The sequence below is a fragment of the Flavobacterium sp. 22659 genome (assembly GCF_052044235.1).
Taxonomy (GTDB): Bacteria; Bacteroidota; Bacteroidia; order Flavobacteriales; family Flavobacteriaceae; genus Flavobacterium; species Flavobacterium johnsoniae.
Map to the genome: position 1 here is coordinate 37,180 of NZ_JBQEMU010000006.1, position 14,097 is coordinate 51,276.

The 14,097-nt window shown below is 33.0% G+C and carries 14 protein-coding genes; 5 read left to right on the top strand and 9 right to left on the bottom strand.

The window, feature by feature from the left end:
- The first annotated feature begins 29 nt into the window (after nucleotides 1-29).
- The 4 genes from ACTJIW_RS08305 to ACTJIW_RS08320 all read left to right on the top strand — a co-directional run bounded on the left by ACTJIW_RS08305 (nucleotide 30) and on the right by ACTJIW_RS08320 (nucleotide 2,508).
- On the top strand, nucleotides 30-845 hold the full coding sequence (locus ACTJIW_RS08305; RefSeq protein WP_274251178.1) for an alpha/beta hydrolase: 816 nt from the start codon (nucleotides 30-32) through the stop codon (nucleotides 843-845).
- 29 nt (nucleotides 846-874) lie between these two features.
- Nucleotides 875-1,093 (top strand): putative signal transducing protein, encoded by a 219-nt coding sequence (locus ACTJIW_RS08310; RefSeq protein ID WP_012027005.1) that lies wholly within the window; start codon nucleotides 875-877, stop codon nucleotides 1,091-1,093.
- A 77-nt stretch (nucleotides 1,094-1,170) separates the two neighbouring features.
- Nucleotides 1,171-1,974: a Cof-type HAD-IIB family hydrolase gene (locus ACTJIW_RS08315; protein ID WP_440715245.1), complete on the top strand. Its 804-nt coding sequence runs from the start codon at nucleotides 1,171-1,173 to the stop codon at nucleotides 1,972-1,974.
- A 6-nt stretch (nucleotides 1,975-1,980) separates the two neighbouring features.
- Entirely contained in the window at nucleotides 1,981-2,508 is a 528-nt protein-coding gene (locus ACTJIW_RS08320) for a GNAT family N-acetyltransferase (RefSeq protein WP_440715244.1), read from the top strand.
- A gap of 77 nt (nucleotides 2,509-2,585) precedes the next feature.
- Here the strand turns inward: ACTJIW_RS08320 and ACTJIW_RS08325 are convergent, their stop codons facing one another.
- Nucleotides 2,586-3,107 carry a hypothetical protein gene (locus ACTJIW_RS08325; protein WP_044048609.1) on the bottom strand — a complete coding sequence of 174 codons (522 nt, stop codon included), beginning with the start codon at nucleotides 3,105-3,107 and terminating at the stop codon, nucleotides 2,586-2,588.
- Between the two features lie 487 nt (nucleotides 3,108-3,594).
- Here ACTJIW_RS08325 and mtaB point away from each other — a divergent pair, with 487 nt between their 5' ends.
- A complete protein-coding gene (gene mtaB / locus ACTJIW_RS08330; RefSeq protein ID WP_012027001.1) occupies nucleotides 3,595-4,929 on the top strand; it encodes a tRNA (N(6)-L-threonylcarbamoyladenosine(37)-C(2))-methylthiotransferase MtaB in 1,335 nt (444 codons plus the stop codon).
- 159 nt (nucleotides 4,930-5,088) lie between these two features.
- Here mtaB and ACTJIW_RS08335 read toward each other — a convergent pair whose 3' ends face one another.
- The 8 genes from ACTJIW_RS08335 to ACTJIW_RS08370 all read right to left on the bottom strand — a co-directional run bounded on the left by ACTJIW_RS08335 (nucleotide 5,089) and on the right by ACTJIW_RS08370 (nucleotide 14,097).
- The gene (locus ACTJIW_RS08335) at nucleotides 5,089-5,598 is read right to left on the bottom strand and encodes a hypothetical protein (protein ID WP_012027000.1); all 510 of its coding nucleotides are present in this window, start codon (nucleotides 5,596-5,598) and stop codon (nucleotides 5,089-5,091) included.
- Nucleotides 5,599-5,669: 71 nt separating this feature from the next.
- A complete protein-coding gene (locus tag ACTJIW_RS08340) occupies nucleotides 5,670-6,386 on the bottom strand; it encodes a 3-ketoacyl-ACP reductase (RefSeq protein ID WP_440715243.1) in 717 nt (238 codons plus the stop codon).
- Between the two features lie 113 nt (nucleotides 6,387-6,499).
- On the bottom strand, nucleotides 6,500-7,087 hold the full coding sequence (locus tag ACTJIW_RS08345) for an LURP-one-related/scramblase family protein (RefSeq protein WP_440715242.1): 588 nt from the start codon (nucleotides 7,085-7,087) through the stop codon (nucleotides 6,500-6,502).
- 54 nt (nucleotides 7,088-7,141) lie between these two features.
- A complete protein-coding gene (locus ACTJIW_RS08350; RefSeq protein WP_440715241.1) occupies nucleotides 7,142-9,271 on the bottom strand; it encodes a YfbK domain-containing protein in 2,130 nt (709 codons plus the stop codon).
- Nucleotides 9,272-9,350: 79 nt separating this feature from the next.
- A complete protein-coding gene (locus ACTJIW_RS08355) occupies nucleotides 9,351-10,328 on the bottom strand; it encodes a hypothetical protein (protein WP_440715240.1) in 978 nt (325 codons plus the stop codon).
- Between the two features lie 2 nt (nucleotides 10,329-10,330).
- Nucleotides 10,331-10,831: an RNA polymerase sigma factor gene (locus tag ACTJIW_RS08360; protein WP_012026995.1), complete on the bottom strand. Its 501-nt coding sequence runs from the start codon at nucleotides 10,829-10,831 to the stop codon at nucleotides 10,331-10,333.
- Nucleotides 10,832-11,027: 196 nt separating this feature from the next.
- Nucleotides 11,028-13,184 (bottom strand): prolyl oligopeptidase family serine peptidase, encoded by a 2,157-nt coding sequence (locus tag ACTJIW_RS08365; RefSeq protein WP_440715239.1) that lies wholly within the window; start codon nucleotides 13,182-13,184, stop codon nucleotides 11,028-11,030.
- Nucleotides 13,185-13,260: 76 nt separating this feature from the next.
- A complete protein-coding gene (locus ACTJIW_RS08370) occupies nucleotides 13,261-14,097 on the bottom strand; it encodes a DUF6929 family protein (protein ID WP_440715238.1) in 837 nt (278 codons plus the stop codon).

Consider the following 14,097-nt stretch of genomic DNA (forward strand, 5'->3'; position numbering starts at 1 on the left):
AGGCAGTTTGAAATTTTATAATTCGATTAATGGAAATTATTAAAACATTTAAATTTTTGATTATTGCGCTTTTGTGTTTTTTTCTGGTAATTTATATTTTAATAATTTCCTATGTCTATTTTAATCAGGTTGAACTGGTTTTTCATAGTTCAAGACTGCCTAAAGATTATAAATTTGGATATCAGCAAAAGTTTGAAGAAATTAATATTACATCGTTTGACGGCGTAAATTTAAACGGGCTTTTATTTAAAGCTGAAAAATCGAAAGGACTTGTTTTTTATTTACACGGAAACGCTGGAACACTTGAAACTTGGGGAAGCATTGCAAAAAGATATACTTCTTTAGGTTATGACATTTTTATTCTTGATTACAGAAGTTTTGGAAAAAGTGAGGGTAAAATTGAAGATGAAGAACAATTATCAAAAGATATTTCGATCGTTTACAACTCAATTTCTAAAAGATATTCAAAAGATAAAATTATAATTGCCGGATATTCTATTGGGTCTGGGTTTGCTGTAAAACTAGCTGTAGAGAACAAACCTAAAGCTTTAATACTTCAGGCTCCCTATTATAATTTTTTAGAGCTGTCAAGTTCACGAGTTCCATTTTTTCCGGATTTTATGAAAAAGTTTAGTTTAGAAACTAATGTTTATCTTCCAGAAGTAAAAGCTCCAATTTATATTTTTCACGGAACAGATGATCAATTAATTCCTTTTAATAATTCAGTTAGATTAAAAGAGCTTTTAAAGTCAAAAATAAATTTTTATCCTTTAAAAAATCAAGGGCATATTGGAGTAAATGAGAATGAAGATTTTCAAAATCAGTTAAAAATCATATTAGAATAAATTAAATAATTATAAAAAAAATAAATGCCATGGGATTAATGAAAGTGTATTCAGGAAGTGAAATACTTGCAATTGCTCTTCAGGAAAGATTAGAAGAAGCTGGAGTAGAAACAGTAAAAAAAGATAATATTCAATCGGCTCGTTTAGGAGGTTTCGGCGGTACAGATCTGGCTGTTGAGGTTTTTATTCAGGAAACAGATTTTGCAAAAGCAAATCCGGTTATTGAAGAGTTTAGAATGAGTCTTTAAGAGTTTTCAGTTTACAGCCGCAGTTTTCAGTAATTACTGATGCTGTGACTGTAAACTGCGACTGAAAACTAAAAAAAATGCAATATAAAATGTTAGTTCTCGACATGGATGATACCTTGTTGACAGACGACCACAAAATTTCTGATTTAAATAAAAAAGTTTTATTAGAAGCTCAGGCAAAAGGAGTTCATGTTGTTTTGGCATCCGGACGCCCGACTTCGGCAATGACGGTTTATGCCAAAGAACTGGAATTAGATTTAAACGATTCCTATATGATTTCGTTTAACGGAGCAATTATCAGCCGTGTTAAAGACGATTTGGTTTTGTTTGAACAAAAACTTACTATAGAACAAATTCATGCATTGTACGATTACAGTGTTAAAATGAAAACGCATATTATTACTTATTTAGATAATGAAATTATAAGCGAAACAGATTCTGAGTATATAGAAGTTGAGAAAGAAATTACCGGAATGGTGCATCGCAAAGTGGCTGGTTTTAAAGATTATGTTGACAGACCGGCTGTAAAATGTATTTTATTAGAAAATCCGGCTTATTTAAAAGAAGTTGAAAAAGATTTAAAATCAACAATGCCCCATTTAAGTGTTTCAATGTCTAAACCCTTTTTTCTGGAAGCTGCACAGCAAGGCATTGATAAAGCGGCAAGCTTAAAACTTTTGGCACAAAAACTTGGAGTGCTTCAAAGCGAAATTATTGCTGTTGGTAATGCAGGAAATGACCTGACAATGATAGAATATGCCGGACTTGGTGTTTGGGTTGATAATGTAACGCCGGAATTACGCGATAAGGCTGATTTAATTGTGGCTTCAAATAATAATGACGGAGTGGCAGAAGTAGTACAGAAATATATTTTAAATTAAATTTTGATGAAAAATCCAATTGAAACTGAGCGTTTACTATTGCGGGAATTACTTCTTTCTGATGTTGATGGAATGTTTGAATTAGATTCAAATCCAAATGTGCATTTATTCGTTGGAAATAATCCTGTAAAAAATATTGAACAAAGTATTGAATACATTCATTTTGTTCAAAAACAATATAAAGATTTTGGAACAGGACGCTGGGCTGTTATTCTTAAAGAAACTAATGAATTTTTGGGCTGGTCAGGAATAAAGTTTATTACTGATGAAATTAACGGACATACTAACTTTTATGAAATTGGTTACCGTTTGATTGAAAAACATTGGGGAAAAGGATATGCAACAGAAGCCGGAAAAGCTTTTGTTAATTATGCTTTTAATGAAATGAAAGTTGATGCACTTTATGCATATGCGGACGCAGGTAACGAAAATTCAAGAAAAATTCTCGAGAAACTAGGCTTACGTTACGTAAACTCTTTTGAACATGAAGGAGAAATCGAAGTCTGGTACGAAATCAAAAATCCAAACTTATAAGATTTTAAAAGAAATGCGTTCCAAATCTTTGTAAGCTTATAAAACCTGCAAAGATTTGGAAAACGTAGTTTCTTTAATTATTTTTTTGCTACAGAAACAAAATACTTGTTTCCGTCACCCATTGTAAGTTTTACACGCTCGTCGCAAAGATCGATTGCAAAATTTGCACTTTCGTAACAGCTGCAAGTTGTGTTTTTATCTTTAGACATTTCAGTTTTACAATTGTTGTTTTTAAAAGTAGCCAATTGCGGTGTATATAAACTTACTAAATCTGTAGAAGCAGTTACTAATGAAATGATACTTGCTGAGTTGTTGTTTGTAATTCTGTAAACAATTCTATCAGTATAATTTACTTCGTTTACAGTTACTTTACGAATGTAAGTATAGGCTGTAGATCCTTCACCTGGTTCTTTTACTTCAAATTTAAATCCAACTGCACGAATAGCAACATCAAATTGCTGCTGCGAATTTAAACTTGCCCAAGTTGTTAAAGTGCTGATAGAAGGAAATGGATTTGCAACTGGGGCATTAGTAGTTTGCGCTTGCGAACTAAAAACGGTTAAGAACATCAAGCAGATTGTGGGTAAAAATGCTTTCATAAAGCGTGGTATTTGTATTTTAATTTTGCCTACTCTCTTTGGTTTTCGGCTTTCCCATTTCATTTTGTAACACAAAACAACAACATAACGAGTAAAATTCAAAATTGTTATGTTCGATTTATTATTAAATTAATCAAAACCATCTAAAATTCTCAAAACCGAATAAATTCAGCACTAGAATTTAGACAAAGGTAAATGTAAGATTTTTTGAATTTAAATCTACAAAAAATGCATTTAATCGATAAAATTTGCACTTAATCGATGTTTTTGTCATTTTATTCTTATCGAATTGTAGAGATAAAGATCGTGAAAAATATTGTCTTATCAAAATAAGATATCATACTATACAGCGTTTTTATTTGAATATTTTAATCAATAATGCAAATTGTTGAAACGAAGTGCCTTAATTGGTTTTCTTTTACCAATTTTGTTTGTAAATTTGCAGCCTTAAATTTTTTGACAACGATTTCATTAATTTAAGAAAATTATGGAAAATAGAAAAAAAGTTGCCTTTTACACTCTGGGTTGTAAACTGAATTTTTCAGAGACTTCAACAATCGCCAGAAATTTTAATGACGAAGGTTTTGACCGCGTCGATTTTGAGGAAGTTGCCGATATTTATGTTATTAATACCTGCTCTGTTACAGAGAATGCTGATAAACAATTTAAGCAGGTTGTAAAAAAGGCAATGAAATTAAATGAAAAGGCCTTCGTAGCAGCAGTAGGCTGTTATGCTCAGCTGAAACCAGAAGAATTAGCTGCTGTAGACGGTGTCGATTTGGTTTTGGGAGCTACAGAAAAATTTAAAATCACAGATTATATTCACGATTTGAGCAAAAACGATATGGGTGAAGTTCATTCATGCGAAATTGCCGAAGCTGATTTTTATGTAGGGAGCTATTCTATTGGCGATCGTACACGCGCTTTCCTGAAAGTTCAGGATGGATGTGATTATAAATGTACCTATTGTACAATTCCGCTGGCTCGTGGAATTTCAAGAAGTGATGCTTTAGAAAATGTTCTAAAAAATGCTAAAGAAATCTCTGCTCAAAATATTAGAGAAATTGTTTTAACCGGAGTAAATATTGGAGATTACGGAAAAGGGGAGTTTGGAAATAAAAAACACGAACATACTTTTCTTGATTTAGTTCAGGCTTTGGATAAAGTTGATGGAATTGAGCGTCTTCGTATTTCCTCTATCGAACCTAATTTATTGAAAAATGAAACAATAGATTTTGTTTCAAAAAGCCGAACTTTTGTACCGCATTTTCATATTCCGTTACAATCAGGAAGCAATGATATTTTAAAATTAATGAAACGCCGTTATCTGCGTGAAGTATATATTGACCGGGTAAATAAAATTCGCGAAGTTATGCCCCATGCTTGTATTGGTGTAGATGTAATTGTTGGTTTTCCGGGAGAAACAGATGAGCATTTCTTAGAAACGTATCATTTTTTAAACGAGTTGGATATTTCTTATTTACACGTTTTTACCTATTCAGAAAGAGATAATACAGAAGCTGTAGATATGCCTGGAGTTGTTCCTTCAAATGTAAGGGCAAAACGCAGTAAAATGCTGCGAGGTTTATCAGTTAAAAAACGCCGTGCTTTTTATGAAAGTCAGTTAGGAACAAACAGAACCGTACTTTTTGAAAGTGAAAATAAAGAAGGATATATTCATGGTTTTACTGAAAACTACGTTAAAGTAAAAACACCTTGGAATCCAGAATTGATTAATACCCTACACGAAATCAATTTAACAAAGATTGATGAAGACGGAAGTGTTCGTATGGAGTTTCTAAATAAATTAGCAGAAGCTTAAAAAAATATACATCTAGTTTGTCATTGCGAGGAACGAAGCAACCACACTAAAATGAGTAAGCTTGAGGTTTAAAGCAATAGATAATGAGATTGCTTCGTTCCTCGCAAAAACTAAAAGCATAAAAAAAGCCCTTTCTAATAAGGGCTTTTTATTTTATAACTATTTCGGATTTTCGGTAATCACTAATTTCAAAGAATTTATATAATCCGTATCAAATTCAATAACTCTGATTTTCTCAGGATTAAAACTCAATTCTCCCCCAAACTGGCCTCTTGTATCCAGAAAATCGATTAAAAGTTCTTCATCTGTCAAAGAAATTAATTTTCCTAAATAAGCTGATTTTGCAGACTTTTTAGAAATCTGAAAAATTCCATGCTTATTATTTATAAAGCTTAAAATAGAACTTAAATCCCGGATTGGAATAATATCTTCGGCATTTGTTTTTAAACCTTTTAAACGGATTACTTTTTCGGTGAAAGCCAAATCCTGATCTCTGTGTACGGCTTCAATGTTCTTGTTTCTCAAAATTACATAACCGTCCAAAATATAATCAACAGGATTGTTTCGAAGTAAAATCCAATCATCAGAATAATCAATAAGAAAACCGGTAAAAATTTCTTTTTTATCCTGAAATTCTATAGCAATTAATTGTCTTAAATATTGTTCCATTTGATTTTATGTTAAAGGCTGTTAAGAACTTTGTCAAAGTTTTAAACTTATACAAAGCGTAGAAAATGGTTTTAAGGATTTGTAGACCAAATACTGCTGTTTTTAATAAACACTCTGCGGTTTAATTTTAACTGAGCAATAATTAAATCTGCCATATCTTCAGACTGCATCACTTTTTCAGGATTTCCATCGGTTAACTTTAAGTCTTTTGCCATATCTGTCGCAACTGTACTTGGTGTTAAAGCGGTAACACGAATATTGTGTTTTCTCATTTCCTGCATTAAAGAATCCGTTAAACCTAAAACAGCAAATTTTGAAGCACTGTACGCACTTGTTAAAGCGTTTCCGTTTAAACCTGCAGTTGATGAAATGTTGATAATATCACCGGTTTGTCTTTCAATCATATTCGGAATAATAGCACGTGTTGTATAATACGTTCCCATTAAATTAACCTGAATAATTTTTTCGAATTCGGCAGGTTCTAATTCTAAAAATTTTCCAAAAGAAGCAATCCCGGCACTGTTAATTAAAATGTCGATATGTTTAAATTCGGCTAAAGCTTTTTCAACAGCTGAATTGATAGAATTGATATCAGAAACGTCAGCAGATAATGCCAAAGATTTTACGCCTAATTTATTGGTTTCTGCTGCCAGCTGATCAACATCGGCCTGCGTTCTCGAAACTAAAATTACATTTACACCTTCTTTTGCTAAAGCAATTGCAACTGCTTTTCCAATTCCTTTTCCGGCGCCTGTAATAAACGCATTTTTATTTTTTAAGTCTGTCATGATTTGTTTTTTAGAAATGCAGAAAGCATCATTTTAAGTATAACAAAAATAAAACTTTTGCCAGCTAAAATGATGCTTTCTTATGTTTTCTTAATCTAAGTTTAACAACTTTCTTATTCCTTTAGAACCATGTCGATACACATTACGGCTGCAAGGATTAATTGTCTAAGCGGACTATCTGATGGTACGTTTTCTTCAATTTTTAATACATAATTATCTGCACTTGTAAAAAACTCTTTACCTAATCCTGCCCATTTTTTGCTTACCTGAGCAAGCTGTTTGTTTTCATGCGAGAATTTAAAATCCCAGCCGGTCCATTTTCCCTGTAATGTTGCAGCCGGTCTTTCATTTTTATCTAAGATGTCAAATTTACCGCCAATAGAAAAGAACTTTTGTTTGAAGGTTCCAAGCAATCTGTTTTTCTCGTCAAAAACTTCAACTGTTGAGCGAAAAATGGCAACTCCTCTTTTTACAGAAATTAATTTCTCGCCAGAAGCCGTTGTAATTTCAATGTCAAAAGGCGTTGCTCTTTTATAATCTGTAAAACGAAATATTTTAGTAAAGAAACCAAGATTATTTTCTCGGCAGTTCATTATAATTTGATTCGTTTCTGGATCATAAATATCATAGTTGTTTGCGGCTTTAAACATTCCGATGTGTTCTTTAACTAAAAATAGATTTTGGCTTAAAATTGGGTTCATACGTTTGTAAAAAATTAGTGTTTCGAATAAAGCGCAAATGTAATAAAATATTTATTAATTGTATCGGTCAGAAGTTTCGACAAGACGAATAAATTCAGCTTTGTAACCGCCTTTGTCGAATGACATTCCTTGTTGCGCCAATTCGGCAATACTCTCTGAAGATTTATCAGTAATTAATTTTGAATCTCTTAATTTTAACCCAAACCAAGCCACGGCTGTGCTGAATTTAAAGTCATCACTTGCTTGGTCTAAACTAATCGATTTGGTATTGATTATCTGAACCATTTCGATGCTTTTGTCACCGTCAGGTTTTTTATAACGGAATTTTATTGTCGCAAGTTCATTGCTGTAATTGGCAGAATTGGTTTCGGTTTTAGTGTATTTTAAATCATCTGGCTGTATATTTAAAAAATCGCTTTTTACACCAGCCGGAATAATTTCATACAAAGCCGTAACCGTATGATTACTTCCTAATTCTCCTGCATCAATAGCATCATTTTTAAAATCTTCCGGACGAAGTTTTCTGTTTTCATAACCAATCAATCGATACGCCTGAACTTGTTTTGGATTAAATTCAATCTGGATTTTTACATCTTTTGCAATCGCAAACATAGAGCCTTTAAATTCTTTTCCTAAAAAACGATTGGCTTCCTGAATGTTATCGATATAAGCATAATTTCCGTTTCCTTTATCAGCGAGGATTTCCATTTTGCTGTCTTTGTAATTTCCCATTCCATAGCCTAAACAAGTTAAGAAAACACCAGTTTTTCTTTTTTCTTCGATTAGTTTTTCCATGTCAGAATTAGAAGAACTTCCTACGTTAAAATCTCCGTCGGTTGCCAGAATTACACGATTATTACCGCCTTTAATGAAATTTTCTGTGGCAATTTTATAAGCAAGTTCAATTCCTGCACCTCCGGCAGTACTTCCTCCGGCTTCTAATTGATCAAGAGCTTTAATTATTTTTTTTTTCTCATTTCCAGATGTTGGAGACAGAACCATACCTGCTGCACCTGCATATACTACGATAGATACTTTGTCGGTTGGGCGTAATTCATTTACCAATATTTTCATGGATTGTTTTAGCAGAGGCAGTTTGTTCATGTCTTCCATTGAACCCGAAACATCGATTAAGAAAACAAGATTTGATGAAGGAAGATCGTTTGTTGGAATGTTTTTTCCCTGTAAACCAATTTTTAGAATCTTATTTTGTGAGTTCCAAGGCGAATCGCTGTATTCTGTATTAATAGAAAACGGATGTTCATTTTTTGGCTGCGGATAATTGTATTTAAAAAAGTTTACCATTTCTTCTACACGAACAGCATCTTTCGGAACTTCTTGTCCGCTGTTTAAAAAACGTCTGATGTTGGTGTAAGAAGCATTATCTACATCAATAGAAAAAGTAGAAAGCGGGGCCGTTTTAGGGCTTTCGAAAGCATTTTCTACAAAAGTATCATAATCTTCCTGAGTTGGCAGAGTTGGATTTGGTCTGATAATATTTAGTTTTTTATCTAATTCCTGCTCCGAAAGATTTTTATAAAGTCCTTTTTTTGTTGCAATAATAACGGCACCATTTGCAGCTTTGTTTCCGTAAATTGAAGCAGCCGATTCATCTTTTAAAACTTTTACATCGTCAATATCATTCGGATTAATTTTAGCCATTTGATCTGCTTTTATAGGAACTCCATCTACGATATACATTGGTTCGTTTTTAGGCGCAGCAGATTCAGAAGCTGGCATAGAAACATTCGGAGCCGGAGTATATTGGCTGTTTGATGAGATTTGTAAACTTGAGACTTTTCCTTGTGCCATCATTCGGGATTCTTTTACCATTTTCTTTCTGGATTTTGAAGTCCCATAACCCACTGTAACAACTTCTTGCAGCTGATTCCCACTTTCTTTTAGTGTAATATTGATGATATTAGAATCTTGTACCGTAACGGTTTGCGTGTTCATTCCAACATAACTAAAAACAAGAATATCTCCTTTTTGAGCCTGAATGCTGTATTTGCCGTCAAAATCGGTTGTGGCAGCTGTTTTTGTTTTTTGAATGTAGACATTAACTCCCGGAAGCGCAATTGAATTTTCATCTGTAACAGTTCCTGTAATGGTTCTTTGCTGCGCCATTGTTACGAAACATATAAGCATAGCAATGGCTGATGAAATAAGTTTTAGACTTTTCATGATAGTAAGTTTTAAATTAATGTTCGGATTTTTTTTCTTTACCAAAGCTCAAAACTTTGACAAAGATTTACTGTTTTGGCTATTTTTTCTGAGCCGGTTTTCCTGTTTTTGTAGTAATAATGACAACTCCTTTTTTTCCTTTTTCGCCATATTTTTCTGTGGCTTCCAGATCCTGTAGAATTGTTATGGTTTTAATTTCCTGCTCGTTTAGTGGAGCATACGGACTTGTTGGATTTTTCCCGAATAAATCATTTTCTGAATAATATATTCCGTCAATAATATAAAGCGGATCATCTAATATAACAAGAGACTCAACATTTGAAGGTTCCAGATTAGGAAGTTCTCTCTGCATCATTCTATCTCTTTTTACATCATCGGTGTGAGAAATTGCATTTCCGTTCAGTACAACTAATGGAGCACTTTTTCTAGGCGATTGCGCTGCTTTTTCGGCAGAAGAACTAAAAGATTCTTTTGCCGCTTTTTTAGCATAACCAAAACCAGGTTCTGTCTGCACTTTAGATTTTGAAAGCATAATTTCTTCGTCTTTCGCTTCTTCTTCTGCGCGAACTGGAGAAGGTACTGCCATTATAGCATCATAATTTGCTCTTTCAGTTACAACAGGCGGAGCTAAAACTGTATTTGGTGCTGCTTGTACTTCCTGAACCGCTACTTTTTCTTGCTGTTTAATTTGTTTGTCCAAAATTTTAACAGCTTCTTCTTTTGGAACCAATTGCGAATCTGAAGAAACTACTGCTTTGTTTTCTTCAAAAGAAGGGCCTTCTGTTGTTGGTTTATCATCTTCGGTAACTACAACTTTTGGCGTTTCGATAATGGCTTTTTCATCGGTTTTTAAAAATTGGTAACCTAAAGAGATTACTAATAATAGAGAAGCCGCAACCGCAATTTTTTTCCAAAGTGAAATGGTTTTTCTGTCTTCTTTTCTGTCGAGTTTTTCTTCAACGCGCGACCAGACTTTTTCCATTCCCGGAAAATCTTTGGTTTCTGCATTATCTGCAGCTTCCTTAAATCTGTTGAATATTTTATCTTGATTGTCCATGACTATTTTGCTTTTTGATAATACAATTTATTTACTAATTCCTTCAGCTTGGTTTTTGAGGCATTCAATTGTGATTTTGAAGTGCCTTCAGAAATGTTAAGCATAGCTGCAATTTCTTTATGCCCGTAACCTTCAATAACAAAAAGGTTAAAAACAGTTTTACAGCCGTCTGGAATATGGTTTAATAAATTGAGTAAATCTTCTTCTTCTAATGCGTTCATTTCTTCTGTAAAAGGCTGCGAAAGAACCTTAACATCATCAAGATACATATTGAAGTTTGTGTTTTTCTTGATTGATGCCAAACAGTAATTAACGGCAATTTTTCTGGCCCAGGCTTCAAAGGCTTTTTCTTCCTTAAGCTGATCTAATTTTGTAAATATGGTATAGAAAGCATCGGCTAGAGCCTCTTCGATTTCTTCTTCTTTCTTTAGGTATCGTTTGCAGACGCGATACAATTTTGGAGCCATGTGCTCATAAACCTGACGCTGGGCATCACGGTTCATTTTTTTGCAGTTAGAAATTAGAGTTTCGTTTATCACAATTTTGGTCTTTAATTATAAAGAGTGCTAAAAAGATAAAAAGGTTGGGACGCAGATGAAAAAAAGTTTAATTTTTTTATTTATTATTTTGCGAAGACGCACTACAGCACGTCTTCGCAAGCATTTATAAAATCTTATAAAAAAAGCAAAAATTTAAAAGTTATGGTTTAATTTGAAATTTTGTATTTCCAACCTGCCACAATGCAAAGGCATACATGTCGGCTTCATCTCCAAAGGTAACATCCAAATCATTAGAATGATGACCATTGGCATAATTAACATGCAGTAAAACCGGATTATCAGAGCTGCTGGAATTTTGTAAAATAGCTGCAAATTTACCAGGCTCCCAAGGGGTAACTCTAGGATCGTTAATACCGGTGCGAATTAAAACTGCAGGATATTTTACTCCTTTCTTTACCTTGCTTTGTGAATCCATTTCTAATATATGTTTTACATCTTCTTCATTTTTTAGAGAGCCAATTTCAGGTATTTGGTTTGGACCATTAGGAGTAGTTTCCATTCTTAAGGTGTTTGTACAGCCTACTTCTACAAGTGCCACTTTGTAAAGATCAGGGCGTTCGGTAATTGCTCTTCCAATCAATACACCTCCCATACTTACTCCATTTCCAATAAGTTTTTCTTTAGAAGTATATTTTTCTTTTATCAAATATTCAGAACAGGCAATAAAGTCTTTCCATGTATTTGGTTTTTTAGCTTTCATTCCGTCTACATGCCATTGATTGCCTTTTTCACCTCCGCCTCTTATGTGGGTAAAAGCTACAATAGTATGCTGCTCTAATAAAGTCATTAAACTAGGGCCGACAAAATATGGATATTGGCTAATTCCATAGGCACCATATCCTGTAATAAAGCAAGATGTAGAACCATCCATTTTGATGTTTTTAGGATAAATTATAGATAAAGGCACCATTACTCCATCATGACTTGGCACTTCTATTTCTTTTACAATATAATCTTTGCTAAAGTCAGGGAATGTACCATTAGATGTTAATTCTTTGCTTTTTTCTAATTTACCTGTTAAGCCGTTATAATCATAATCTGTTGACGGTGTAACCCAGCCGTTGTTAAAAAGCATCAGATCATCGTTGTAACGCGGACTTAGTGGGTATCCGGCATTAGAACCTGCAGGTATTGGAATTTTTTTGATTTCTAAAGTTTTGGCATCAAGTTGAAAAATTTCCTGATTGATTCCGTCACTCAAATTATAGTAAATGAAGTTTTTAGACTTTCTTAATCTTCGTACTATTTTATTGCTTTCAGGAACAAGAATCGTTGGATTGTTGAAATCTGGATTTTTTAGACTTGTATATGCTAGTTTATAATTAGGTGTATTTTTATGAGTAAGGAAAAATATTTTGTCGCCAATAATTTGGCTGTCAGTTATTTCATCTTCATATTTTATTAATGGTTTCCAATTAATTTTTGATTTTCCCAGTTCTGAAAACGGGGCATAAAAAGAAAATTCTTCATTTTTTGTAGATCCAATATCCAAAATGACATACGAATAATCATCAGGAAGCTTAACAGAAGGAAATTGTGCCGCTAAAATTTCTAACTCAGGATTGTTTTCTTTTGAAGCAAGTATTTTATCTGTTTTGGGATCAGTGCCAATTACATGCAGAAGAGATTTCATGTTCTTCAAAAAATCATCACTTGTATTATCTCTAGTGAACATTTGAGTGTAGGTTATGGCTTTACTGTCTGGAGTAAATTCAAAAGGGAATTCGCTCCAAACAGGTGTAAGTTTATCTGAAAGGAATTTTTTTGATTCAAGATCCATAATTTTAAGATCGCAAACTTCTGCGCCATCTTCAGATATAGTTACAGCCAATTTTTTATTGTCAGGACTAATATTAAAACTGGTTATAGTGGCACCTTTAGTTATTGTGCTGGGATCTAATAATAAAATTTCAGCTCCGTTTCTATTTTTACGGAAATACAATTTATATATGTTTTCTTTCTTTTTATTTTTTGTATAGTAATAAATATCTCCAACTTGTCTAATAGTTCCGTATTGATCTCCACTCAAAGCTTGAATTTCTTTCATTCTGTTAAAAAGAGCATCACGTCCAGAAATTGTTTTCACAATAGAGTTGGTATAATCCGATTCGTCTTTGAACCATTTTTGAACTTCAGGATTGTTCATGTCTTCAAGCCATCTGTATGAATCTGTGATTTTTGTTCCAAAATAATCCTCTACAACAGGACGTTCAGGAGTTGCAGGGTATTTGTACTGGGCTTGTGAAGCTTGACTTGTAATAAAAACTAAAAGAGCGAAAGCGGTTTTTTTGATCATTATTTTTAAATAAATTTATAATTATTGGTTATTGGTTTTGTTATAAAAGACGTTATTTTAAGAAAAATGTTACATTTTATTTAATTAGAAGAGTCAATTTGAAAATTTTGGTTTCTAACAATTCCGTATCATTATCCTCGCAAAGTAAAAACTCGATTTTATTGTTTTCTTTTTTATAGAAAGTCAAACCTTCAAATTTATTAGTTGAAGTAATTTTTTGAGTAAAATCAATTTTCATCGTTTTAAGATCAATTCTGCCAATAAAGCTTCCTAAAATTTCACCATCATCATAAGTTGATTTTGTGTTTTCGACGGTTGAAAGAAAATAGATTTTGTCTTCGACTAAAACAGCATCGGTAAAACTGGAACGAATGCCTTTTATTTTTGGAAGTTTATAATTGGTCGCAACCAAAGCAAATTCATCACCGAGACTTTTGGCGTGAATGGTAAAAATGGTGTTTTTATTTGATACGCCATTTCCGCGGTTAAATAAATACCAGTTTTCACCATCAAAGACAGCTCCTTCCAGATTAAAATCTTCTGGTTTTATTGAACCGAAATTCTGCATTACGGCATATAAATCGACTAAATTGTTTTTTTGTAAAACGTTTTTATTTTTAATGTCAAACTCAATCATTTTGTTTCGGTTTTCGGTAGAGCCGGAACCAAAAACATAAAGCGTATCGTTGTGATGTGTTAAAGATTCAAAATCTGGTTTTAGATTTTTTGGGATATTCTGCGTTGGATTATCAATTAAAGCATGCTGATTCAACTGCTGATTCTGCATGTTGTATTCGTATAAAAATCCGCTGTTGTCGCCAATAATGTAAAGAGCGTCATTGTTGTAAAATAATCCTGATGCAGAACCGATTCCGATGATTTGAAATAATATCTCTAATGTAAATTTTTCCAT

What these genes read in the sequence shown, in the direction of transcription:
- ACTJIW_RS08305 (WP_274251178.1), top strand. Translation starts at nt 30, where the DNA reads ATGGAAATTATTAAAACATTTAAATTTTTGATTATTGCGCTTTTGTGT.
- ACTJIW_RS08310 (WP_012027005.1), top strand. Translation starts at nt 875, where the DNA reads ATGGGATTAATGAAAGTGTATTCAGGAAGTGAAATACTTGCAATTGCT.
- ACTJIW_RS08315 (WP_440715245.1), top strand. Translation starts at nt 1,171, where the DNA reads ATGCAATATAAAATGTTAGTTCTCGACATGGATGATACCTTGTTGACA.
- ACTJIW_RS08320 (WP_440715244.1), top strand. Translation starts at nt 1,981, where the DNA reads ATGAAAAATCCAATTGAAACTGAGCGTTTACTATTGCGGGAATTACTT.
- ACTJIW_RS08325 (WP_044048609.1), bottom strand. Translation starts at nt 3,107, where the DNA reads ATGAAAGCATTTTTACCCACAATCTGCTTGATGTTCTTAACCGTTTTT.
- mtaB (WP_012027001.1), top strand. Translation starts at nt 3,595, where the DNA reads ATGGAAAATAGAAAAAAAGTTGCCTTTTACACTCTGGGTTGTAAACTG.
- ACTJIW_RS08335 (WP_012027000.1), bottom strand. Translation starts at nt 5,598, where the DNA reads ATGGAACAATATTTAAGACAATTAATTGCTATAGAATTTCAGGATAAA.
- ACTJIW_RS08340 (WP_440715243.1), bottom strand. Translation starts at nt 6,386, where the DNA reads ATGACAGACTTAAAAAATAAAAATGCGTTTATTACAGGCGCCGGAAAA.
- ACTJIW_RS08345 (WP_440715242.1), bottom strand. Translation starts at nt 7,087, where the DNA reads ATGAACCCAATTTTAAGCCAAAATCTATTTTTAGTTAAAGAACACATC.
- ACTJIW_RS08350 (WP_440715241.1), bottom strand. Translation starts at nt 9,271, where the DNA reads ATGAAAAGTCTAAAACTTATTTCATCAGCCATTGCTATGCTTATATGT.
- ACTJIW_RS08355 (WP_440715240.1), bottom strand. Translation starts at nt 10,328, where the DNA reads ATGGACAATCAAGATAAAATATTCAACAGATTTAAGGAAGCTGCAGAT.
- ACTJIW_RS08360 (WP_012026995.1), bottom strand. Translation starts at nt 10,831, where the DNA reads ATGAACCGTGATGCCCAGCGTCAGGTTTATGAGCACATGGCTCCAAAA.
- ACTJIW_RS08365 (WP_440715239.1), bottom strand. Translation starts at nt 13,184, where the DNA reads ATGATCAAAAAAACCGCTTTCGCTCTTTTAGTTTTTATTACAAGTCAA.
- ACTJIW_RS08370 (WP_440715238.1), bottom strand. Translation starts at nt 14,097, where the DNA reads ATGGAAAAATTTACATTAGAGATATTATTTCAAATCATCGGAATCGGT.